General features: G+C 70.9%; 20 protein-coding genes and 1 tRNA gene. 9 read left to right on the top strand and 12 right to left on the bottom strand.

Annotation, left to right across the window (positions count from 1 at the left end; all coding sequences use genetic code 11):
• Positions 1–251: 251 nt before the first annotated feature.
• Positions 252–1,118 carry a leucine-rich repeat domain-containing protein gene (locus NAEX_RS43345; protein WP_096333337.1) on the bottom strand — a complete coding sequence of 289 codons (867 nt, stop codon included), beginning with the start codon at positions 1,116–1,118 and terminating at the stop codon, positions 252–254.
• A 30-nt stretch (positions 1,119–1,148) separates the two neighbouring features.
• On the opposite strand from NAEX_RS43345, the gene NAEX_RS43340 reads away from it, so the two are divergent.
• Positions 1,149–1,328 (top strand): hypothetical protein, encoded by a 180-nt coding sequence (locus NAEX_RS43340; RefSeq protein WP_096333336.1) that lies wholly within the window; start codon positions 1,149–1,151, stop codon positions 1,326–1,328.
• An 837-nt stretch (positions 1,329–2,165) separates the two neighbouring features.
• Here NAEX_RS43340 and NAEX_RS51635 read toward each other — a convergent pair.
• Positions 2,166–3,665: a hypothetical protein gene (locus tag NAEX_RS51635; RefSeq protein WP_096333334.1), complete on the bottom strand. Its 1,500-nt coding sequence runs from the start codon at positions 3,663–3,665 to the stop codon at positions 2,166–2,168.
• 1,047 nt (positions 3,666–4,712) lie between these two features.
• Between NAEX_RS51635 and NAEX_RS43325 the strand changes: the two genes are divergently transcribed.
• Together NAEX_RS43325 and NAEX_RS43320 are read left to right on the top strand one after the other, a co-directional pair.
• Complete coding sequence (locus NAEX_RS43325; protein WP_096333333.1) at positions 4,713–5,246, top strand: nucleoside/nucleotide kinase family protein; 534 nt, start codon at positions 4,713–4,715, stop codon at positions 5,244–5,246.
• Positions 5,247–6,039: 793 nt separating this feature from the next.
• A complete protein-coding gene (locus NAEX_RS43320; protein ID WP_143140127.1) occupies positions 6,040–6,885 on the top strand; it encodes a HEAT repeat domain-containing protein in 846 nt (281 codons plus the stop codon).
• 262 nt (positions 6,886–7,147) lie between these two features.
• Here NAEX_RS43320 and NAEX_RS43315 read toward each other — a convergent pair whose 3' ends face one another.
• Together NAEX_RS43315 and NAEX_RS43310 are read right to left on the bottom strand one after the other, a co-directional pair.
• Complete coding sequence (locus NAEX_RS43315; RefSeq protein WP_096333331.1) at positions 7,148–7,477, bottom strand: hypothetical protein; 330 nt, start codon at positions 7,475–7,477, stop codon at positions 7,148–7,150.
• 19 nt (positions 7,478–7,496) lie between these two features.
• On the bottom strand, positions 7,497–7,775 hold the full coding sequence (locus NAEX_RS43310) for a DUF1653 domain-containing protein (RefSeq protein WP_096333330.1): 279 nt from the start codon (positions 7,773–7,775) through the stop codon (positions 7,497–7,499).
• 767 nt (positions 7,776–8,542) lie between these two features.
• Between NAEX_RS43310 and NAEX_RS43305 the strand changes: the two genes are divergently transcribed.
• A complete protein-coding gene (locus NAEX_RS43305) occupies positions 8,543–8,773 on the top strand; it encodes a hypothetical protein (RefSeq protein WP_096333329.1) in 231 nt (76 codons plus the stop codon).
• A gap of 144 nt (positions 8,774–8,917) precedes the next feature.
• Here the strand turns inward: NAEX_RS43305 and NAEX_RS43300 are convergent, their stop codons facing one another.
• Complete coding sequence (locus NAEX_RS43300; protein WP_096333328.1) at positions 8,918–9,247, bottom strand: hypothetical protein; 330 nt, start codon at positions 9,245–9,247, stop codon at positions 8,918–8,920.
• Positions 9,248–10,371: 1,124 nt separating this feature from the next.
• Here NAEX_RS43300 and NAEX_RS43295 point away from each other — a divergent pair.
• On the top strand, positions 10,372–10,641 hold the full coding sequence (locus NAEX_RS43295; RefSeq protein WP_143140126.1) for a hypothetical protein: 270 nt from the start codon (positions 10,372–10,374) through the stop codon (positions 10,639–10,641).
• A 35-nt stretch (positions 10,642–10,676) separates the two neighbouring features.
• On the opposite strand, the gene NAEX_RS43290 is transcribed toward NAEX_RS43295, so the two are convergent.
• From NAEX_RS43290 to NAEX_RS43280, 3 genes are all read right to left on the bottom strand, one after another.
• Positions 10,677–11,282: a hypothetical protein gene (locus tag NAEX_RS43290; protein WP_143140125.1), complete on the bottom strand. Its 606-nt coding sequence runs from the start codon at positions 11,280–11,282 to the stop codon at positions 10,677–10,679.
• Positions 11,283–11,845: 563 nt separating this feature from the next.
• Complete coding sequence (locus NAEX_RS43285; protein ID WP_096333325.1) at positions 11,846–12,211, bottom strand: MYXO-CTERM sorting domain-containing protein; 366 nt, start codon at positions 12,209–12,211, stop codon at positions 11,846–11,848.
• A gap of 294 nt (positions 12,212–12,505) precedes the next feature.
• Entirely contained in the window at positions 12,506–12,961 is a 456-nt protein-coding gene (locus tag NAEX_RS43280) for a hypothetical protein (RefSeq protein WP_143140124.1), read from the bottom strand.
• 329 nt (positions 12,962–13,290) lie between these two features.
• Between NAEX_RS43280 and NAEX_RS43275 the strand changes: the two genes are divergently transcribed.
• Positions 13,291–13,367 (top strand) — tRNA-Arg (locus NAEX_RS43275).
• 264 nt (positions 13,368–13,631) lie between these two features.
• On the opposite strand, the gene NAEX_RS43270 is transcribed toward NAEX_RS43275, so the two are convergent.
• Complete coding sequence (locus NAEX_RS43270; protein ID WP_143825738.1) at positions 13,632–14,117, bottom strand: helix-turn-helix domain-containing protein; 486 nt, start codon at positions 14,115–14,117, stop codon at positions 13,632–13,634.
• Positions 14,118–14,393: 276 nt separating this feature from the next.
• Positions 14,394–14,618, bottom strand: a complete 225-nt coding sequence (locus NAEX_RS43265; RefSeq protein WP_096333322.1) for a hypothetical protein — start codon at positions 14,616–14,618, stop codon at positions 14,394–14,396.
• Between the two features lie 30 nt (positions 14,619–14,648).
• Between NAEX_RS43265 and NAEX_RS43260 the strand changes: the two genes are divergently transcribed.
• Positions 14,649–15,074, top strand: coding sequence for a hypothetical protein (locus tag NAEX_RS43260; RefSeq protein ID WP_096333321.1), 426 nt, complete (start codon positions 14,649–14,651; stop codon positions 15,072–15,074).
• Between the two features lie 128 nt (positions 15,075–15,202).
• Here NAEX_RS43260 and NAEX_RS43255 read toward each other — a convergent pair whose 3' ends face one another.
• A complete protein-coding gene (locus tag NAEX_RS43255; RefSeq protein WP_096333320.1) occupies positions 15,203–16,960 on the bottom strand; it encodes an FG-GAP repeat domain-containing protein in 1,758 nt (585 codons plus the stop codon).
• 224 nt (positions 16,961–17,184) lie between these two features.
• On the bottom strand, positions 17,185–17,430 hold the full coding sequence (locus tag NAEX_RS43250; RefSeq protein WP_096333319.1) for a choice-of-anchor Q domain-containing protein: 246 nt from the start codon (positions 17,428–17,430) through the stop codon (positions 17,185–17,187).
• 582 nt (positions 17,431–18,012) lie between these two features.
• Between NAEX_RS43250 and NAEX_RS52570 the strand changes: the two genes are divergently transcribed.
• Both NAEX_RS52570 and NAEX_RS43235 read left to right on the top strand, forming a co-directional pair.
• A complete protein-coding gene (locus tag NAEX_RS52570; RefSeq protein ID WP_177325846.1) occupies positions 18,013–19,122 on the top strand; it encodes a hypothetical protein in 1,110 nt (369 codons plus the stop codon).
• Positions 19,123–19,358: 236 nt separating this feature from the next.
• The gene (locus NAEX_RS43235) at positions 19,359–20,528 is read left to right on the top strand and encodes a metallophosphoesterase (RefSeq protein WP_096333910.1); all 1,170 of its coding nucleotides are present in this window, start codon (positions 19,359–19,361) and stop codon (positions 20,526–20,528) included.
• Positions 20,529–20,766: the final 238 nt, after the last annotated feature.

The raw sequence follows: 20,766 nt of genomic DNA, 5'->3' as shown, positions 1-20,766 counted from the left end.
GCCCGTCAAAGCCGCTTCAGCCGCTTGCCGCGCGCGGGCGGTGCTATGTCCGATTCGACATGTCCGAAGAGATGTGTCGGAAGGCGCGGGGGAATCGGGCGGCGCGGGGGAGCGGGACCCCGCGCGGGTGCGCGATACCCGCGGCGAGAAGAATTTCGAGGCGCTGTCGTGCCGGGAATTGCTCGCGCGTCTAGGATCGGACGCCGACAGCGCCACCACGAATCGCCCGGATCGGCGAGCTCGCCTTGAGCTCACCGGTGCATGTCGCCGGCCTTGAGCTTCGTCAAGCACGGCAGCGAGCGCACGGCCTCGGGGATCTCGGTCAACCGGTTCGCGCTCAGCACGAGCTCTCTCAGCTCGACCAACTCGGCGATCCGCGGCGGGCAGCGTGTCATGCTGACGTTGGCCAGCTCCAGCACTTGCAGCGAGCCGGGCAAGTACGCGTAGGTCGGCGTGTCCGCCAGACGGGTGCTGGACAGCACCAGCCGCTCGAGCGGCACCTCGCGCAGCTCGGCCGCCAGCTCGGTCATCGGCTCGAACGGTAGGTGCAGCACCCGCAGCTGCGAAAACCGCCCGATCGCGGGCGGGATGCTCGTGAGCCCCATGCAATGCGAGCCGTAGCCGTGCAGCTCCGCGAGCGTCCGCGGCAGGCGATCGAACAGCGGCGCTCCCAGCTGGCCCGCGAGCTGAAGCGTCGACGACGCGGCGAGCCCCCGGAGGTCGGGCAGCGAGCGCAACCTGTTGCCGAGCTCGAGCTCACGGAGATGCACGAGCTCCGCGATCGCGTCGGGCACCTCCTCCAGCTCGGACTGGGCCCTCAGCACAATCAAGCCGCGCGGCAGGGCGGCGACGTCGAACGCCGCGAGCCGATTGGCGGTGAGGTCGAGCCACTCGATCCGGCTGTCGCGCACGAACGCCGGGGTCTCCGAGATCGCGTTGAACCCGAGGTTGAGGCTCCTGAGGGACGGCGACGAGCGCAGGCTCGGCGGCAGCTCGACCAGCGAGTTGAGCTCGAGGTCGAGCTGCTCGAGCCGGGGCAGTTCCGCGAAGCGATCGGGCAGCGGCTCCAACTCGCAGCCGGACAGATCGAGCGACTCGAGGTTCGGCAGCTCGAACACCCCGGGGGGCGGTTCCGGACCCCCTCGTGCATGGTGATCCCGAGCGAAGTGATGTTCGTGCGCGCGACCTCGGCGACCAGCGAGCGCGTCAACAGCTCCGCCGGCACCGACAGCGCGGACCGGTTCTCGAACGCGGCGAGCGGCGGAAACTCCTCGCCGTCGCGCCACGCCATGTACAGATCGAGCATGCGCACGCTGGCGGTCGTGTAACGCCCAGTCCAGCAGGTGAAGTAACCGCTGCCTGGATCTTCGGTGTACTCCGCCGTCATGCGTGCCGCAGGATGACACGCCAGCACTCGCGCGTCGTCTCGCTGCGCAAGTTGACGATGTCGCCTGCTCTCGACGGCCGGCCGACGGCCGGGCTCGGCGTAGGGGACGCGACTCGACGGGCGGTTCTCGTTCACCGGGGCCACCCTCCGCCAGCGCCGACGCTTCCCGCCTTCCGCGGGGTGCCGCAGGTGCATGTTCAAGAGTTCCCGACGACGTACCTCGCGCACCTGGACGAGGTCGACCCTGGCTGCGGCCCGTGCAGCATCTCCTCGTGGATGCGCCGATCGTCGCGGCCCTGGGCGTGGGTGGCGCGGTTCTGGGGGCGATGGTCGGGAGGGTGCGGGGGACGTTCGTCGGACTGGCGGGTGGGCTTGTCCTCGGGGTCCTCGTCCACTGGGCGGTCACCACCCCTCCGCCAGCGCCGACGCGTGAGCCCTTCTTGGCCGACTTCTTTCGCCCCGGCCTTCTTGGCACGTTCAGCCCTCGCATCACCTCCGCTTCAGGATCCGTGCGGGCGTCTCGTTCTGCCACGGCCTGCACGGGGCGGACAAGCAGCTCGAGGTCGGCGACAAGAGCGGCCCGCAGCGAGTCCGGATACGCCGGCCCGGCTCCCGCATCCTTGCCTGCAGGCTCCTCGAAGTCGTCGCTCATCGCGGCTTCCTCTTGCTCCCCCACCCGCTTCATCGCGGGGCGCTGGCGAAGGCGCCGGAGCGGTGGCAGGCCGAGGCCGAGAAGTTCTACGCGGAGCTGGTGGCGGCGATGCGGTGAGGCTTCGCGTCACGGGTCGAATACGAAGCAACTGCACATGTCGAAGTCCTGGCTCTCGCACAGGATCGGGGTGGGGTCGAGGGTGGCGGCCCAGCCGGCGAGAGTGCCGGGGGCGAGCGAGGGGTTGTGGACGGCGTGGAGCTCGCTGACCGTCGCTAGCTTGGGGGCGCCGGTGAAGCCGGCGAAGTCGTCGTTGTTGCCGATCACGACGTTCCAGGCGACCTCGAGGTTGTCGAGGCCGGTGAGGTCGACGAGCTTGTCGAGGCCGGCGTCGGGGTTGTCGTCGCACGACCCGAGGCTGAGCTGGATGCTGATGGTGTGCAGCGACGACAGGCCCGACAGGTCGGACAGGGCGGGTAGGCGGTCGAGGGAGAGGACCGCGATGTTCGTCAGGGCGGACAGGGCGGACATGTCGGTGAGGAGCGGGAGGTCGGCGAGGGCGAGGATGTCGGTCTCGGCGAGGTCCTCGAGGCCGTGGAGGTCGGCAAGCTTCGGCAGCGAGGAGGCGTTCAGGGTGTGGATCGTTTGGGTGCCCTCGAGCTCGGCCAGCGAGGCGAGCTGCGGCAAGGACAGGAGGTCGAGGTTGTTGAACGCGGGGACGCCGTCGAGGCCGGCGAGGTCGGTGAGCGTGGCCAGGTCGCGGAGATAGACGAACACCGGGTCGGCCGACCGCAGCAGGTCGCCGACGCCGACCACGCTGGTCAGCGCGGGGCAGCCGATCGCGGTGAAGTAGAATTGGCCGTTGGTGGTGGTCATGCCGGCGAACACGTCGAGGTCGGTCAGGGCCGGGAGGTCGACGAAGCTGAGGCCGCCGAGCGCGTTGTCGGGTTCGAACGTCCATGCGGGGAGCTCGCTCAGGACCGGGAGGCCGTCGAGGTAGATCCCGCCGACGCGGCGGAGGTCGGCGAGGCCGGCGAGGCTGGTGAGGGCGCCGTTGTCCTGAAGACTGAGGCTGCCGGCGCTGCGCAGGCCGGCGAGGCCGGCGAGGCTGGTGAGGGCGCCGTTGTCTTGAATACGGAGGGCGCCGACGCTGCGCAGGCAGCCGAGGCCCGGAACGTCGGTGAGGCCGGCGTTGTCCCGGATCGTCACGCCGCCGGTGACCTCCTCGAGGTTGCCGAGGTGCATGAGGATGTCGCCGTCCGGCAGGTCGTGGATCTCGAGGTCGCCGTCGATGCGGCGGACGCAGGCGAAGGTCTGTGGGTCCGTGCCGGGCTCGATCTCGAGGTTGCCGGTGATGTCGCGCAGCTCGGCGCACGCGGGGCCGCACAGGGTCGGCTCGCCGGTCGTGGTCGATGTGGTGGCGGGCGGGTCGAGCGTCGTTGACGTGTTGTCGTCGGGGGCGCTCGTCGTGGCGTTCGTGGGCGTGTTGGTGGTCGCGGGCGAGTCGCTGGTGTTCGTCGGCGAGGGCGCGGAGGACGAGCCGGGGATGTCGCTGGTGGAGCCGTCGGCGGGGATCGGGAGGTCCGGGCCGCACGCGAGGAGGAGCAGGACGGGGGCGAGGCGGCGCATCTCGCCACTTTATCTCCGTTTGAGGTCAGCGCACAGGCGCAGCAGGTGGAGATTGCGCTCGGCGTCGTTCCGGCGCGTCCGTCGGAGTTCGGGGTGCGGTTGCCGACGAACCTCGAGAACCTCGTGATGCGAGCCATCGGCGGAGATCCAGCGCAGAGGCCGGCCTCCGCGGCCGAGCTCGGGCGGCAACTTCGGCGACTCCTCGAGCCCTCAGCGCGCAAGGCCCTGGTGCCGACCGCACGCGCGCCCGAACCGACGCCGCCAGCGCCAGCGCTCACGCCGGTCACCGGGCTCCGTGCCCCGATCGGCCCCTCCCCCGCTCTCGCCCGGTCATCGGCGACGACGGCTCGGCCGCCCGTCCTCCCGGCCTCGAGCACGCCCGCGTCGCCCAGGCCTTGGGTCCTCGCCGCGTCGCTCGGCTTCACGATGCTCTTCGCCTGCACCTTGCTCGCGGTCTTTCTCGTGCCCTCGGACGTCATGTTCCCGACTGCCCGGCAGCTGGACGCCCAGCAGCTGGACGCGTTCGAGCCGGTCCCGGTGCGGTTGTCATCACGCCGTTGCCGCCGACGCCGACGCCACCGGCAGCGAGAGAGGTCTCCGAGGAAGAGAAACGTCAAAAAATCGAGGCGCGCCTCCGCCGCTGCCCCGACGCTCCGTCAGGGCTCGTCATGGTCGAGATGCGAACCATCGAGCTCGAGCCTCACGTGCCCACGGATCCATGGCACGCCTGCGCCGCGAAGAAGCTTCGTGGTCTCGCCGACGGTCAACACGCCCTCCGGTTGTAGGCGCGCCGGGCGACGCGGCAGGCCAGCGATGGCCCTGCAACGGTTGTCGTCGGTGACGTAGGCGACGTACCGTTTGCCGCCCATGCTTTGGCAGGAGCCGAGTGCGGTAGTTCCGCTCGCTCGGATCTGTGCGGGGGCGGCCCGAGCTGAAGGGCGAAGGGCCGTCCCTACCGCGAGAGAAGGAAGGACCGGGCCTTGTGAGGCGCGCCGGCGGCCGGCCGCCGCGTCTGGTATAAGAATCAAGACTCCCGCCCTCGCCCACATGCACGTCGTCTTCATTCATGGCCCGGCCGCCTCCGGCAAGCACACCATCGGCACCCACGTGGCCGAGGTACTGGGCATCCCGCTGTTCCACAACCATCTGGCGGTGGACGCAGCGCTGGCCTTGTTCGAGTTCGGCAGCCCGGGCTTCCGCCGCCTGCGCGCGGCAATCTGGAGCGCAGCGTTCGCCGAAGCCGCCGCGGCCGGACGCTCGTTCGTCTTCACCTTCCATCCCGAAGCCAGCGTCGATCCGGCGCTGATCGAGTCCTTGACCGAATCGGTGCGCGCGCACGGCGGCGAGATGGTGTTCGTCGAACTGCTGTGTTCGCCCGAAGCCATCGCCCAGCGGCTCGACCAGCCCAGCCGGCGCCGTTTCGGCAAGCTCACCGATGTCGCCTTGTACCGCTCGATCGAGCGCGCCGGCGGCTTCGCGTTTCCGCCGCTGCCGCCGCCGTCGCTGCGCATCGATACCGAAGCGCACACGCCCGAGCAATCGGCGGCGCTGATCGTCGCCTTGCTCCACAAGACGGGTTGAGTCGCGCTGCTTCGGGTTCATTGCCCCCTTGGAGGCTGTCGTGGTCAACTGCGCGTGACGTCGTCCGCGTCGGGTTCATCGCGCCCTACGCCGCGCTCCAGTGGCGCCCTGCTCTGCAGGCGCTCGAGCATCAAGCTCGGCCGGCCTTCTTGACCGTCCGTTTCTCCGCACGAGCTTGGGCAGCAGCAGCTCGACGGGCAGCAGCTCGATTCCGGCGCGAGCTCGGGTCGTCTTCCGAGGGCGGCAACGAAGGAGGCTCCTTCCCTCCCCTCATCGAGGGCCACGCGGGTCCGCATGCGTGCGCTGCTCTGGCTCTCAATCATCGCGCTGGTCCTGGCCGGGCTCGGCTGGGGGCATCTATTCGCTCGTCTACGCCGATCTCGAGCGTGTCAAGGGACGGGCAAGCGGATGGTCGTCGGGACGGCCAAACGGTCGGGGACAGCGAGGTCGGCACGGTGGGCCTGACATCTGGACGCCGATGTTCGAAGTCGTTGCCGGCGAAGGTGGTGACCAGGACGCCGGACGTCTCCGCTCGCACGCCAGGCCGCCACATGCTTCTTCCACGTAGCTGCATCCGCCATCCCCTGCACCCTGCACTGCTCAGCCGGTCCTGCTCAAGACGGTGCTCGTGCAGCGGGTACGCGGTTTTGCGGGGCGAGAAGGCTCCCGACGACGCGCTGGCCCGCGAGCTGGGCGCGATGGGGGCTGCTCTGAGTCAGCGCGCGCGCCCGGCGGGGCCCTGTACCTGCGCGAGTTCGGGGGTCCTGCGGTGCGGCTGTTCGAGCTCCCCGCAGTGTCCCACAGGTTGCTCGTTTGCGCGGGCAACCTCGACGGCTGCGACCGTGACGGCAGCATCGGGCCCGACCACTACCGCGTCGTCCTGTGGCCGGGGATGCCGGAGCCGCCGCGCGTGGTCAAGGCGTACGAACCGGCGCTGCACATGCGGCGCACGCCGACCATGCCGCTCGCGTGGTGCATGGAGCTCGCGGCGAGCACCGACCGCGCCGCGCGCTACCACGCGATCGCCGAGCTCGCGCGGCACGGCACGGACGAGGCGCTGGCGCGACTCGAGGCGTGTGCGCGCCGCGGCGACGCGCTCGACCGCGTCCTGGTCGTGCAGGCGTTGGGGCTGGGCGATCCGGTGCGCCTCGATCGCCTCGAGGTCTTCCTCGACGACCCGCAGCCGGAGGTCCGGTTCGCGGTCTTGTCCGTGCTCCACCACGCGATGCTGGACTTCGAGTTCGACGAGCGCGCCGCGGCGACGCTCGATACGGACGTCGCGTACCGGATCCTGCACCGCGCCAGCGCCGGCCGCGACGCATCGGTGCGCGAGGGGATCGCCAAACTCACCAGCTACCTCGACGGCCTCGTCGACCTCGTCCCGCCCGCCGCCGATGCGGAGACGATCCACGCCCGTTCATTGCTCGCACGACTGTGCGACGAGGGTCTACTCGCGGTCGATTCCGACTTCGACCTCGAGGCCGCCGCCCGGGCGGTCGCCGCGGCGATCGACGAGAGCGAGGACGACGCCTCGACGACGGCCGCCGCGATCGCGGATACGGTCGTCGACCTGCCCGGCGTCGTCGAGCTCTACGCCGACGAGGACGCGCTGGCCCGCATCCTCGACGCGACCTCCTGATGAGCATGGTGGTGTGAGGATTCGGGCGGCCAGCTCAGGCCGCGGCAGGCGGGGCGCCGGGTCGTGCTCGCCGGTCGCGTGGGTCGGGTGGTGGGCGGCCACGTCCGCCATCTCAAGGTGAACTCGCTGCTGGGAAGTCGCTGCCCCGGGTCGGCCCGCGCGGGCACGCTGGCCGCCGCGTCGTCTCGGCCCGCGCCCGGCGAATGACCCTTTAAACCTGTGCGATCGGTCATGTGATGGGGGCGGGTGTCAGGGAACGGGGTCATGGATCGCGTCCGGGACACCCAAGCGGATCGCGTTCGGGATGGGCAAGCGGATTCGACGCAGTCTTCGCCGGGCTCGAGCGAGCCGAGCAGCTCGCCGCGACCATCGCCGGACCGAGCCGCCGCAAGCTGTCGTTCACGTGAGCGACGCGATCGGCACCGCCGCGACCGACCGCGGCGACGTCCCGCGGGCGCGGGCCGCCTACGCCGCGATCCTCGAGCGGGCCGAACGAGCCGCAGCCGCCGATCCGGGCGACGCCGACGTGCAGCACGAGCTCGCCATGGCGTGGAACGAGGTCGGACGCGGCGCGCGGCGTGCCGGCGGTCAAGGCGCGCCTTCCCGCACCTTCAGGGTCGTCTCGCGGACGGGCAAGACTGGACGGCGCTTTCGTCCGACCGCATGAACTGGTCGGGCTCGGCCTGGATCAGAGAAAAGCGCGGGACACTTTCGCCGTCGACCTCGACCGACTCCAGGAACATCGACAAAGGCCGTACCCAGAGGCCGTAATCGCCGTAGAGCGCCTGGTAGAAGACCATTTGCTCCTCGGTCTCGGAGTGCCGGGCGACACCGAAGACCCGGTACTCAGGTCCCTTGTAATGGCGATAGATACCAGGCTGTATCTGCATGTTCACTCCTCTGGAAAGATTCGCACGAGCTTGTCGATCCGCAGCGCCGACAGGCGGGGCGGGTCGCTCGCTTCGAGGGCGCGGGGCATGGCCGCCATCCTGCCGTCCGCCTTTCGGCGGCGTCAACGGCCCGCGGAGGCAGGGACGGCGCCGGCGGCGACCAGCCGTGGCCCTCGCTCCGACCGCGACGACGAAACACACGGCCGTCATGCCCGAGCGCTGGTGCAGGTCTGGACCGACGGGCCGGTCGCTCAGGGCGACCGATAATTCGGGCTGGGCTCCGACAACCCCGACTTGTCCGACCCGCCGAACACGATCCGAGGCTTCGCCACGCCGCTCACGACTTCGGCGTTACGGGCCCAGGTCGTCATGCTCGGGCCCGCCGACCGTCTGGCGATCGAGACCCGCGACACGACCACCTGCCACATCGCCGTCCTCGATCTCGAGGAGCACCCGCCCCTGCCCGCACGTCGTCCACGTTCACCAGTCGATCGCCAGTCGGGCCATGCACGACGAAGCCGTCCGGACGCAGGTCCTCCGCTTTCACGTCGCTGACCGCGCCGAGACGACCGCCGGCGCCGAGAGCACGACGAAAATCCCGTCCTCCGCCACATGGCTCGAAGGCCATGTGATGCGACCGCCGGCGGACGGGGACCGCCGCCGCGAGCGCAGGGACGCCGAAGGCCGCGCGGCTCGTGCGCCCGACGTCGTTCTCCGGCGTAGGCCAGGGTTGTCAGCTCGCGGCGGCGCGCGTTAGGGTCGGAGGCATGAGCCTCGACCGCACGCTGGCCGCCACGGGGGCGGTGATCGGGGCGGACGCCGGCGCATGGGCGACCGGCGGGCTCGCCAACGGGACCGCGGTCGATCGCTACATCGTGCTCGGCAGGCTCGGCGCCGGGGCGATGGGGGTCGTGTACTCGGCCCACGATCAGGAGCTCGATCGCCGGGTCGCGCTGCGTCCGGGATCGACCCGCTCGACGACAAACGCCGCGGCGTGAAGCGGCGCGTGCTCCTCGACGGCCCGATCAACGTCGCCGAATCCATCTGCGCTCGCCGTGTCGTTCCTCGCCCGACGGGCCCCCGACACGCTCGCCAGCGCCTGTCGGCGTCCGGCGTGAGGACTGCTCGAAGGGTCTCGGTCGCTAGGTCGAGCGGACGCACCCGACACCCGCCGGATCGTTCGCGGGTGCCGGCGGAAGCGACCCGTCGAAGTGGCGATCGCGCAGGACGATGCTGCGGACCGGTCCGCTCTTGTCGTCCTCGATGACTTCGTCCCAAGAGAAGAACACGCGCTCCGGCTGCGGCCGCCGCGGCACGACGAGCGAGCCGCTGCTGGACAGCATCGGCAGGGGTTCTTCTGCCTGCGGGGCCAGGACGACCGCGATGCCGGTCGGATCCTCGGAGGCCACGACGCCGCGACGGAGCGCTGCGCGGCCCTTGTAGACGTTGACGGGGGCGCCGATGAATTGCATGGTGGTGCCGCCTGGGGTTGGGGGGTCATCCACGCGGCGCGGGAGCGCTGCCAGTACGCTCTGCTCGCCGCGGCCGCATGACAGTCATAGCGCGGCGGAACGCATCGGCCAGCCGACATCGATCGGACGCATCATGCACCGCCTACGACGACTCATTGGCGGTCCTCGTGTACCCGAGCCTGCTCGGCGCCACAGCCCCGCGTTAGCGCCGCCACGCCGTGAAACCTGATTCAAACGCAGCGAACGGCGCTGCCGCGAACGTCGGTCGGGGCGGCGAAGCGCCGCGTTGGCTCCACGGCGACGACGATGATTGCACGTGCACCTCCGACATCGACACGCGCGATACGACCTCGAGAGCGTGGGCAGCGCGAGCTTTGCTGCGGCGTGCGAGCGCCCGAAATCGCCGCGAAGACGCTCCAGACGCCGCCCTGCGCGCCGGACGGCCCCCCTTCCTCCCCTCGCCTTCGCCCGCACCGGCTGTTTCCGAGCGTCGCAGCGAGGACCCCAAGGCGTGACTGCGTGAGTCCGAACAAATGTCCGGACGCCTGTCCGCCGCCCTGGCCTGGTCCTGAGACGCGATCTCGGGCCGTCCGGCAGAGATTTCCAATTTTGATGGTCCCAGCATTCTCTGTGGGTGCGAATCCTCGACTCCAACGAATGCGCCTCGCATGAGGCGCCACATGAAATTTGCTCACTGCGATGATTCGCCCTCCCTGACTCGCCGACCCGGCTTGCCGTCCGATGGGCACGTCTCTCAGGACAAGCTTCAGAGCACCTGCACGCCCCCGAGCCGCGGAACGGGCCGGACGCGGTGACACGCGCAGCCTCCTGTCGCGGCCGGTGGGCTCGAATCTGCAGGTGTCCGGAAGAACATGCTCCTAAAAACATGTCTAAAAGACAATACACGCCCTGTCGGCGCGAATGCGGACGGGGCGTGACCTCGCGCCCCGCGGTCTGGTACGCGCCGGGAACCTCCCGCCCGAGCCGCTGTCGATCGCGGCGTGCGCCGCGATCCTTCGATCGCCGGGCGCCGAAAGGTCGTCATGCGCCGGATCTTGTTCGCGGTGTCGTGCGCGTCGTTCGCGTACGGCGCGTCCCTGTCTACCAGTCACGCCGCGCTCTCCGTGGCAGAGTGTGTCCAGGTCGATTCCGAAGTCGGCGCGCGCGGGATGTCGCTGCGCGTCCACAACCAGTGCGATGTCGACGTCCGCTGCGAGCTGCGCTGGAGCGTGCGTTGCGAGGGCGACACCACGGACACGGCCGCGCGACCGATGAGCCTGGTGGTCCGCCTCGCTCCGGGCCACGCGCGCGATCTCCTGGCCTCCGGCGAGGCGTGCGGCGAGCGGATCTGGGAGATCGCCGACGACGTCTGGGAGTGCAAGGAGACGCGGTGAGCCGTCGCAGTGCTCCGCCGCGCCTCGCGCCGCGCTCACTCGAGCGAACAGTTGATGAAGCCCATCTCGAGCGGCCGGATCACGTCGAGCACCGTCGACGACAGCGAGTACGCGTCGACCGCGGGCGAGTTCAGCCGCATGAATTCGAGCGTCAGCGCCCGGCCGTTGGCGGGCGCCGTCACCAGCCTGAGGCACAGATCCAGGGCCGCGCGGGCCTCCGCGTTCATGGCGATCGACACCTTGAACGTCGGCGGCGAGAAGCTCCACTTGTTGCGCTCGCTGACCGTCACCCCGCCCGAGCCCTCGATCTCGAGCACGTCCGAAGCGAACTTCGTCCCGAGCTGGGAGCTGTTGAAGCTCGAGCGCAGCTTCAGCGCGCCCGCGTCCTTGAACGTCACCAGCAGGTCGCGGAGGTCGTTGGCCACCACCTTCGGCGGCAGCGTCGTCGACGGCGGGGGAGCCGCGGGGGCCGCCGTCAGCTTCGCCCCTGACTGCGACGGCCCGGACGGCGACGCGGGAGCCTCCCGCTTGCCCGGCTCCTTCTGCGCCGCCGCCACGCTGTAGGACAGCGCCGACGCCCCTGCGAGCGCGAGGGACAGGCCGAGGAGCTTCGGGGCGGAGAGGGAGTGACGGGGCCGCATGCTCATTCGTTGTCCCAACTCCGGCCACCGCGATCAACGTGCGGATCCGCCCGATGTCGCCTGGACCCCGCTGCGCGCCGACGCGCCGCCACCACGACCTCGCGGAGCGCGCCCGTGCGAGTCCACGTGCGTCGGCCGCACCGCGGGTCCAGCGTGCTCGACCGTGACGATGACGGCGCGCGCCGGCTCGAGCGAGCCGTGCGCAAGGATCCCGCGCTTTGCCGGCGCACCGGCACGACGCCGACAGGATGCGGCCGGTGTCCGCTGAGCTCGGTTCACGTCGAGCGCCCTGCCCCCGCTCCTGCGAGTCGCGGCGCGCCGGCCAGCGAACCCTTCGGCCAGGCGGAATTGCGTGCATCTGCACGAACGCGACGCCGACTCGTCGAGCCCTGCACAGGTCGAGCGTGCCCGCACTTTTGCGAATCGCCCAGCGGAGCGCTGCACTCTCGCCGACGTCGACGCCAGGCAGGAACGCGTCACTCGATGAATCGCGGCTCGCGGAGCCTGGCGCACCACGAGCGCCGCCCACTCGCTCCTGCGAGTCGCACCCCACACCCAGCGCCTCACGTTCGGCGCCGTCGGCGCCAGGCCAGGCGCGCCAGCACCAGCAGGCCTGCGCCCGGCGAGCCGTCGTGACGGCAGCCGCAGCCGTCCTCGGCGCCGAAGCCGGGCGGCAGCGCCCCGTCGGGCGCCGAATCCTGCGTCGTCGACGTCGCCGACGCCGAGCCGTCCTCGCCGGTCGGCGCCCCGCTGGTCGGCCCATCCGTCCCCGAGCTGCTCTCGCTCGCCTCGCAGCCCGGTTCCTCCTCGCCGGGGATGCACAGCGGGTCGTCGAGCACGTAGATCTTCGGACCTGTCCCTTTGACCAGCAGCGGCAGCGGCCGCAGCGGCGGCGCTCCGGCAGCGCCATCCGCAGCTCCGGGGCCCACGTCTCGGTCGCCTCGAGGTCGAGCTGCCACGCCGCCGCGATCGCCGGGTCGGTCAGCGGTCGACGCGTCCCCTGGTCAATCAGCCAGGTCGTCTCGGGCGCCGCGGGGCTGCGGGCCAGGATCGGCGCCGGCGGCGGGTCGGCCCCGGGCAACGCCGTCACCGCCGGGTCGGGGCCACGATCATCTGCCAGAACGGCGTCCCGAGGGACATGCCCCATCGGACCTGGCTCCACAGCCATTCAGCGCACCTGCGCCACGATCGACCGGTCCTGAAGGACCTATGCAGCCCCGGCGTCACTGGCCACCTCCGCCGACGAACGCCAGCGCCTCGACCTCCGCGCGCAGCGCGGCCAGGTCGCAGCCGGTGTCGCGGGCCGACGCGCACTCGAGGTCGAGGGCATACGCCGCGCCGTGCTCGATCCACGTCGCCGACTTGATCCCGTCGTTGTCGCTGACGAACGCGGGCACCCCGCGCAGCCGCTCCGGCCCCTCGTGGCGGCCGACGTGGGGCCGCAGCGTCGCCAGGCGCGAGCCGTGCAGCGTCAGCGTCCGCCCGGGCGATTGCGTCGCAAGCGTGAAGCGGAAGCTGGGCCCGTCGGGCGTCCGCGGGCTCGAGATCCGCGGGCGCCGCACCGGATCGGCCGGCGCCAGCACCGGCACCGGCGAGGCCGCGATCGCCGCCAACGCCGCGGCATCGAGGCGCGCGCGGGTCCGCTCGTCGCGCAGCGCCGAGTCCGGTGAGGCGATCACCCGCTCCACTCGCTCCCCCGCGACCAGCCGGCCACGGGAGGGCCTGGGCGGCGCCGACGGCGTCGATCTCGGCGCGGCCGGCTCCCGGTCCCCGGTCACGTCGCAAGCGATCAGGGCGGCGCAGAGGGCGAACGGCGGGACGAGCGCTTTCACACGACCATGAAGCGCGCAGTTTTGCGCCCGTGTCAGCCCGCCGGGCCGGTCGCCCGGACCGGCCTCCCCCGGGCCCCCTCGCCTGCAGCCAAGAGCGTCGGGGGGCCCCCGCGGCCCCCTCGCGCCGCTTTCAGCCCCTTGCGGAGACCGGGTACTTCGGCCACCCTCCCGGTCTCGCTCGCATAGCTCAGTTGGATAGAGCGACAGTTTCCTAAACTGTAGGTCCCAGGTTCGATCCCTGGTGCGGGCGCCAGGAGCCAGACTCCCTCAAGGGGGGCTGGACAGTTTGATCGAAGCGGCCGGGCTGGCTGGCCTGTTCGCCGAGATTTGCCACGGTGAACCGTGGAGGTCTCGCACGTGACCGTGGGCGAAGCCACGGCGCTGTGGCTGGCCGACATGGAGTCGCGCGCGGCCCCGCGTCCGGACGGGCTCCCTCCGGAGGCAAGCGCACCACGGTCAACGGGTGCCGCAGGGTGCTCGTCCCCAGGTCGCGGTGTTGCGACGAGGCACCGACGTGTCAATGCTCGGCCTCGGCAGCAGGACGAGGCCAAACGAGCCCGAGCTTGGTGATCTTCTGCTGCAAGGCATCTGGAGTGATGCCCAAGAGCTTGGCGGCCTTGACGATGCTGCCTCCGCGTTCAAGCGCCAGCTCGCACAGAGAGCGCTCGGCGTCCTCAAGGTTAAGGGTGGTCAGGACGACGGGACCCTGGTTTTCGGTGCATTTGTCCTTCGCCTTGCAGTCCGCAAGCTTCTTTGACCAATGGCTCTTGGTCCATGCGAGGTCCTTGTTGCATTTGTCAAGTTTCGCTTTCCAATGCGCGTTGCATTGGGCTGAGCACTGCGTGCAGGATGACCACCGACTGTTCGTCGACGAGAAGGTCGTCGATCCCGCAGTCGCGGTCGCAGTCGCACCAGGCACATCTCCGCCCGCGGGCGGCGCTGCCCAGCTCAGGTCGGGCAGCGCCAGCACAAGCATGAATACGGGGACAGCGAATTTGTTCATGAAGTTGGACTCCACTCAGGGTAAAGAGTAGCGACCCCTCCGCTTCGATCCAAAATAGTTGGCGATCTCTCGCCCGCGCGAGGCCACGCCCTCGCTGGGTGCAGCCTGCGCCTTCAGTGACGGACGTGGTGCGGCTGATCCCAGGCGGGCGCTACTCGATGCGCTTCAGCGGGTGCCGCCCACCAACGGCCGCCAGAACGCCGCGAACGCGAGCGCTGTGACCGTGGACGCGATAGCGAGGACCACCCCGAGATGAGGCACTGGCTTTCGGCTTCGTCACGGCTCGGTGGTGAGGCCCTTGCGGAGCCTGAAATGCAGGTGGGTCGAGCGCCCGGGCCAGTTGGAGACCTTGTAGGGACGCCCGGCGAACGCCACGTCGCGCGGCGCCGTTACGCCAAGGGTCTCGAGCCACTGCGCGATCGATTCGAAGACCGCGGGCGCGCGGGGGTCGACGGGCACGGTGCCCGGCGTCGGATAGACGCCGTCGAGCGTGAACGCCATGTCGAAGTCGCGTCCCCAGCGGTGCGACTTGTGCGGCGGGTACGGGACGCCGGGGCCGGCAGCTGGGCCGAAGGCTCGGTGACGCTGTGGTGCCCGGTGACGCTCTCGCTCGGCGATCCACTGTTTCCCGACAGCCTCTCGACCTTGCGCCTGTGGTACCGCGACCCGGACGGCACCGGGACCCGCAGCAGGGTCACGGCGCAGCTGCACTTCCGCCCCGCCAACTCGAGCACGCTCTCGACGATCGGCAGCCTGATCGACTCGAACACGAGCAGCGTGATGACGAGCGATCGCCTCACGAGCAGCGTGATGACGAGCAACCGCCTCACGAACGACTTCGCCGACCACACGCTGACGGACTCGCTCTACTTCGTGAAGGTCACGAGCTTCCGCGACGAGGCGCTCGAAAACGTGGCCTTCCACGGGATCGACCTCGGCCTCGACCCCTCGACCTGAGCGGCCGCCGCCCCGGTGGCCCTCGTCGCCTCACCGCTCGAGCGTCCCACGCGACGTGCGACCGCGCTCGCGCACCCCCCTCGCCGGCCGGCGCGAGGAGGACGCGAACGAGTCGCGGTCCTCACCGCTCACTGAGGTTCGGGCAGGCAGACGCCGCCCCCGAGAGACACCTGCGCCTGCGTGCGGAACGTGTTGAGGTTCTTCCAGCTCTTCGGCTCGACCTGCGGGATCGTGCCGTCCTCGCGGACGTTGGTGACGTGGTACGTGTGCTGGTTCCAGATCCGGCGCGCGGGGATCCAACGGTCCATCTTGTCGCGGATGACCTGGATCGGCGGCGCGTCGCTGTTGTTGTAGCCGAGGTTCGAGACGACCACGATCTCTGCCGACGCGTCGTTGTCGACGTCGACGACGATCGGCATCTCGAATTGCGTCCAGCTCCCGCGCGGCGAGGTCAGGTACGGCTGGCCCATCCCGTCGAAGATGAACAGCGACGTCTCGTCGGCGTACATCGCCTCGGCCGTGCCGTCGCCGAGGAAGTCGAACGCCGTGCTCGACGCGTAGCCCGAGCTGTCCTGAATGCTGGCGGTCCACTTCGGCGTCAGGTCGAGCTCGAACACGCTGTACGTGCTGCCCGAGCTGACCGCGAACTCCGGCTGCATGTCGCCGTCGAAGTCGTGGATCGACGCGGCCTGCAGGACCGCGAGGTCCGGCACCTGGTTCGCGTAGGTCAGCGCGCCGTTGTGTTCGATCAGCGCCAGGCCGGCGATCGTGACGACGAGGACCTCCGGCTCGCCGTCGGCGTCGAGGTCGGCGACCTGCGGGTGGCCGTCGCCGATCGGGACGCTGTAGTACAGCGTCCCGTCGTGGTGATACGCGGTCGGCCCGAGGATCACCTCCATGTCGTCGTCGCCGTCGAGGTCGGCCATCGTGTTGATGTATGCGCTCGTGCTGTTCGGCGCCTGCCACAGCAGCGCGCCGGTGTGGTCGAACACGCTGCCGTGGTGGACGATCTCGACGTCGCCGTCGTTGTCGAGGTCGGCGACGGCGATCGCCGACGAGCCGATGTCGTACTCGACCGCGCTGACCCACTTCTCGGTGCCGTCGTGTTCGAGCGCGAGGAGACGCCCGAGAGAATTCCCCACCGACGGGCGCCCGGTCAGGATCTCCGGCACCCCGTCGGCGTCGATGTCCGCGATCGCGGGATACGTGATGGCGCCGACGTTCGCGACCTTGTAGTGGACCGCGCCGGTGGCCCCGTCGAGGACGTAGAGGTTGCCCTGGTCGTTGAGGTACTCCGGCCCGGCGTACGCCGGCACGACGATGTCGGGCACGTCGCACAGGTCGATCGCGCCGTCGCCGTTGTCGTCGGTCAGGTTGGCGACCGCGACGGTCACCGCGACCTGCGTGTCGCCGTCCTGGCCGGGCCACGCCCACTGGATGTCGGGCTCGAAGCTGTTCGGCGGGGCCTCGTCGACGCACGGCACCACCGCGTCCATGTCGTCGGAGACCTTGCACAGGTCGACCGGCTCCCCGGTCGTGTCGTTGCCGGTCGTCGTCTCGCCGTTGGTGCTGCCGGTGCTCGTCGTCGTTCCGGTCGCGGTCGTCGTCGACCCGCTGACGGTCTCCGCGGTCGTCTCGTCGACGGGCCCGGTCGTGCTGGTGCCGGTCGCGCTGCCGGTGCCGGAATCGGTCGTGCCGGTCGGGACCTCGGTGGCAGTGCCGGTCGGGGACGCGGTCGCGCTGCCCGTCGGGCCGTCGCCGGTGGTGGCGGCCGTCGCCGAGTTCGCGCTCGTGCCGGTGCTGTCGTCGCTGCAGGCGACGAGCGCGACGGACAGACCGAGGGAGAGACAGCGGGGCGCGGTGCGGAAGATCGAAGAAGAAGACATGCTCGGCGATGATAGTCCGACAAGGCCGCGTGCCGGCAGGCCGCGATCCGCCGAATGCTCCACCCCTCCTCGGCCTCCACGCGAAGCGCGAGACCGACCGGCGAGCGAGCCGGCGAGAGAAGCGAGCTCCGCTCGAGGCCGGCATCGGCCCGCGCCGAGAGGGCCCGCGAGCGGCGCGCTTCGTGGTCGCACGTACGCGCCGCAGCCGGCCTCCGTCCGCGCCCTCATTGCCCGAGCTCGAACGCCCCGATGTCGCAGGCCTCGCCGGCGGTGCGCACCTCGCCGCGCTGGTCCGTCGTCAACGGCACCCCGTCGAGGTCGACGCAGCCGAGCGGATCGCCGGCGTCGCGCAGCGGGCTTGCCGGCATCAGCGCGTGCGTCGGCGTCGGGCCGCCGTTGTCTTCGAGCGGCCCGAACAGCGGCTCGGCCGGCGACAGGTCGCCCTCGCCGGTCTGCACCGCACACTCCATCGCCCCGAGCGCGTCAGCGTCCGCGTCCCGCCGAGCTGATCGAGTCCGCCGCCGCGCGAGCGGGCGGACGCCACGACAGCCTTCACGAGGGCATGTTGTCGAACACCGCCGAGTCCTCCACGATCACCTCGGCGTCCTCGACGTACAGTCCGCCGCGGGCCTCGACCGCGCCCGGGCCCTCGACCGTTGCGATGTCGGAGCGGACGGTGCTGCCTTCGAGCAGCGCGAGACTCCCCCGCGAGCATCCATGTGTCAGCGCAGGCGGTCGCTCTGGTCGCCGTCCTCGCAGGCCCCGGTCCGGTCGTTGCCGCTGGGGTCTGCTGGATGCCGTCGCCGCAGCGCTCCCGGGACATGTCCATGGAGACATGTCCATATGGCCACTCGATGAGCCCGGCGGACCCGCCCGCTCCCCCTGTCCCCGCTGCGGCCGTCTGCAAGCGGCTTCTCCCGCCAGGTCGCGGCCGCAGCCCCGGGGCCCGCCGGAGCCCGGCGGTCCTCGGGTCCCGCCCCGGCGACAAGACCTGCGACGGTCCTCATCGCCTCGCAGCCGCCCCCCGAGCAGTATCGGCTAGTCTCGGGCGCATGCCCAAGAAGCCGAGCACCGCTGCCAGGGCGAAGGCGACGAAGGCGACGAGGACGACCGCTGCCAAGCCGGCGACGAAGAAGACCGCCGTCAAGAAGGCGACGAAAACCACCGCCAAGAAGACCGCCGCCAAGAAGGCGACGAAAACCACCGCCAAGCAGACCGCCCCCGAGAAGGCGACGAAGAAGACCGCCACCAAGCGCCCCAAGATCGATCCGCTGCGCGAGCTCGCCTGGGACGTCCACGGTGCCTTCGACGCCGAGGACCCCACGCCGGCCGTGCAGATCGACTTCGTCGACGGCTACCTGGCCACCGCGGCGGACCGCGGCATCGACGTCGACCTCGACGCTGCCCTGCCCTACTGCGCCGAAGTCCTCGACCTCGAGCTGGGCGAGCTGCGGGCCACCTACGAGGCGCACGCGCGTCAGCTCGCGGCGGCGCGCGGCGCCTCGGGCCAGGCCGGCGAGGTCGACGCCCTGATCGCGCTGTGCCGCGGCGAGGGCCGCCACGGCCAGAGCTTCAAGGACGACGCCGCCAGGGCGTTGCCCCCCGCCTGGCCGCGCCTCGGCCCCGAGCTCGGCCGCTGTCTGTTCGCCGGGCGCAAGCACCTGTGGCTGCGCAACGCCGGGCCGTTCGCCACCCTCGCCGGCTTCGAGGCTGCCCGTGACGCGCGCTCGCTCGAGCTCCAGGTCACTCCCGACTGCGACCTCACCCCGCTCGCCAGCCTGACCCGGCTCGAGAGCCTGCGGCTCGACGGCAAGCTCGAGGGGTTCGGCGCCCTGGCCCGGCTGCCCAGGCTGAAGTCGCTGCAGACCGAGGCGAACGCCGCCGGCATCGCCGAGCTGGCGAGCCTGCCCGTCCTGCGGGTCCTCTCCCTCATCGTCGCCGCGGACGTCTCGATCGCCGGCCTCGTCGACCTCGAGCAGTTGAACCTCCTGGAGCTGCAGGCCGGCTCGCGGCCGCTCGACGACGTCACCGCCGCCACCATCGCCACGCTCGCCCGCAAGAAGTCGCGCTTGCTCCGGCTGGCCGAGCACGAGGGCTGGCCCCTCCAGCTCGCCCTGCCCTACCGCCGGACCCCGGGCTACGTCGACATCAACCGCCGCTGAGCCCCCGCGTCGCCCGCGGCCGCCTCGCCCGCGAGCGCCTCCACGAGCGGACTCCTCCGCCCGAGCCCGCCGCGCCCGGCCTCGGGGCGCGCGCCTCCGGGGACGGACCATGCGCCTGTCTCTGGGGCCATGTCGATCCTCACTCCCTCGCCGGCCCCGCGAGCGCACGCGTGCGCAGCCTCCGCAAGGGCAGACGCGCGTCGGATCGGGCCGGCGGCCTGCTAAAGATCGAAGGGATGTCGCTCAGCCGGATGGTCGTGTTCCTCGGGCTCGTCCTCACCGTGTCCGCGGGGATCCACTACTACCTATGGGCGCGGCTCGTGCGCGACATCGGCTGGCCTGCGCCCTGGGGACGCGTCCTCGGCTGGGGCATCGTCGCGCTGGCCCTCGCCTTCCCGCTGTTTCAGATGGCCTCGCGGTCCCTCCCGCGGGAGGTCGCCAGCCCGATTTCGTGGGTCGTCTACGGCTGGCTCGGCCTGATGTTCCTCCTGTTCGTCCTCCTGATCCCGGCCGACCTCGTCCGCGGGATCGCCTGGCTCATCGAGCGGCTCGCCGGCACTCCGGCCGACCCGGCGCGGCGGCAATTCCTCGCCCGGCTGTTCGGCGGCCTGGTCGGCGCCGGCGCGCTCGGGGCCGCCGGCTACGGCGTCTGGTCGGTCCTGCGACCGATCGCCGTCAAGCCGGTCACGGTCCCGCTGGCCAACCTGCCCGACCCGTTCGCCGGCTTCGTCATCGCCCAGATCACCGATGTCCACGTCGGCCCCACCATCGGCCGGGCCTTCCTCGAGGAGCTGGTCGCGAAGACCAACGCGATGGAGCCCGACGTCGTCGCCATCACCGGCGACCTCGTCGACGGCAGCGTCGCCCGGCTCGGCCACCTGCTCGAGCCGCTCTCGCGGCTCAAGGCCCGGCACGGCGTCTACTTCGTCACCGGCAACCACGAGTACTTCTCGGGCGCGGCCGAGTGGGTCGCGCATCTCGCCACGCTCGGCGTGCGGGTCCTGCGCAATGAGCGGGTCAGCATCGAGAAGGACGGCGCGGCGCTCGACCTGGCCGGCATCGACGACCCGACCGGCGGCAACTTCCTGCCCGATCACGGCCCGGACCTCGCCCGGGCGCTCGCCGGACGCGACCCCGCCCGTCCGCTCGTGCTCCTGGCTCACCAGCCGCGCCAGGTCCAGGAGGCCGCCGACCACGGCGTGTCCCTGCAGCTGTCCGGGCACACCCACGGCGGCCAGATCTTCCCCTTCAACTTCCTCGTGCCGCTGCAGCAGCCGTTCGTCGCCGGCCTGCACCGCGTCCGCGACACCGCCATCTACGTCAGCCGCGGCACCGGCTACTGGGGCCCGCCGATGCGCGTCGGCGCGCCGGCCGAGCTGACCCGGATCGAGCTCGCGCGCGCGTGATCGCGCATGGGGTCTGGAAGCCTCACCCTGTGGGAGGCCGAGATCGCTTGTCAAGAATTGCGGCGACCGAGGCGGAGGGGCTGGTTCCCGGCGTCCTGAACGATCTGGGTCCAAAGTGTAAGACGGGGGTAATTATCCCACAGCCGGGTGTGCGGCGGTCTTCGCACCCCCGGGTGACCGGGGCGACCCCGCTCGCCGGGTCGGAGTGGGACGCACCTGTGACCGGAGTCATACTGAA

It is taken from the genome of Nannocystis exedens (assembly GCF_002343915.1).
Lineage (GTDB): Bacteria > Myxococcota_A > Polyangia > Nannocystales > Nannocystaceae > Nannocystis > Nannocystis exedens.
Note: the sequence above shows the minus strand (reverse complement) of the source record. Positions and strands in the feature narration are given on the sequence as shown.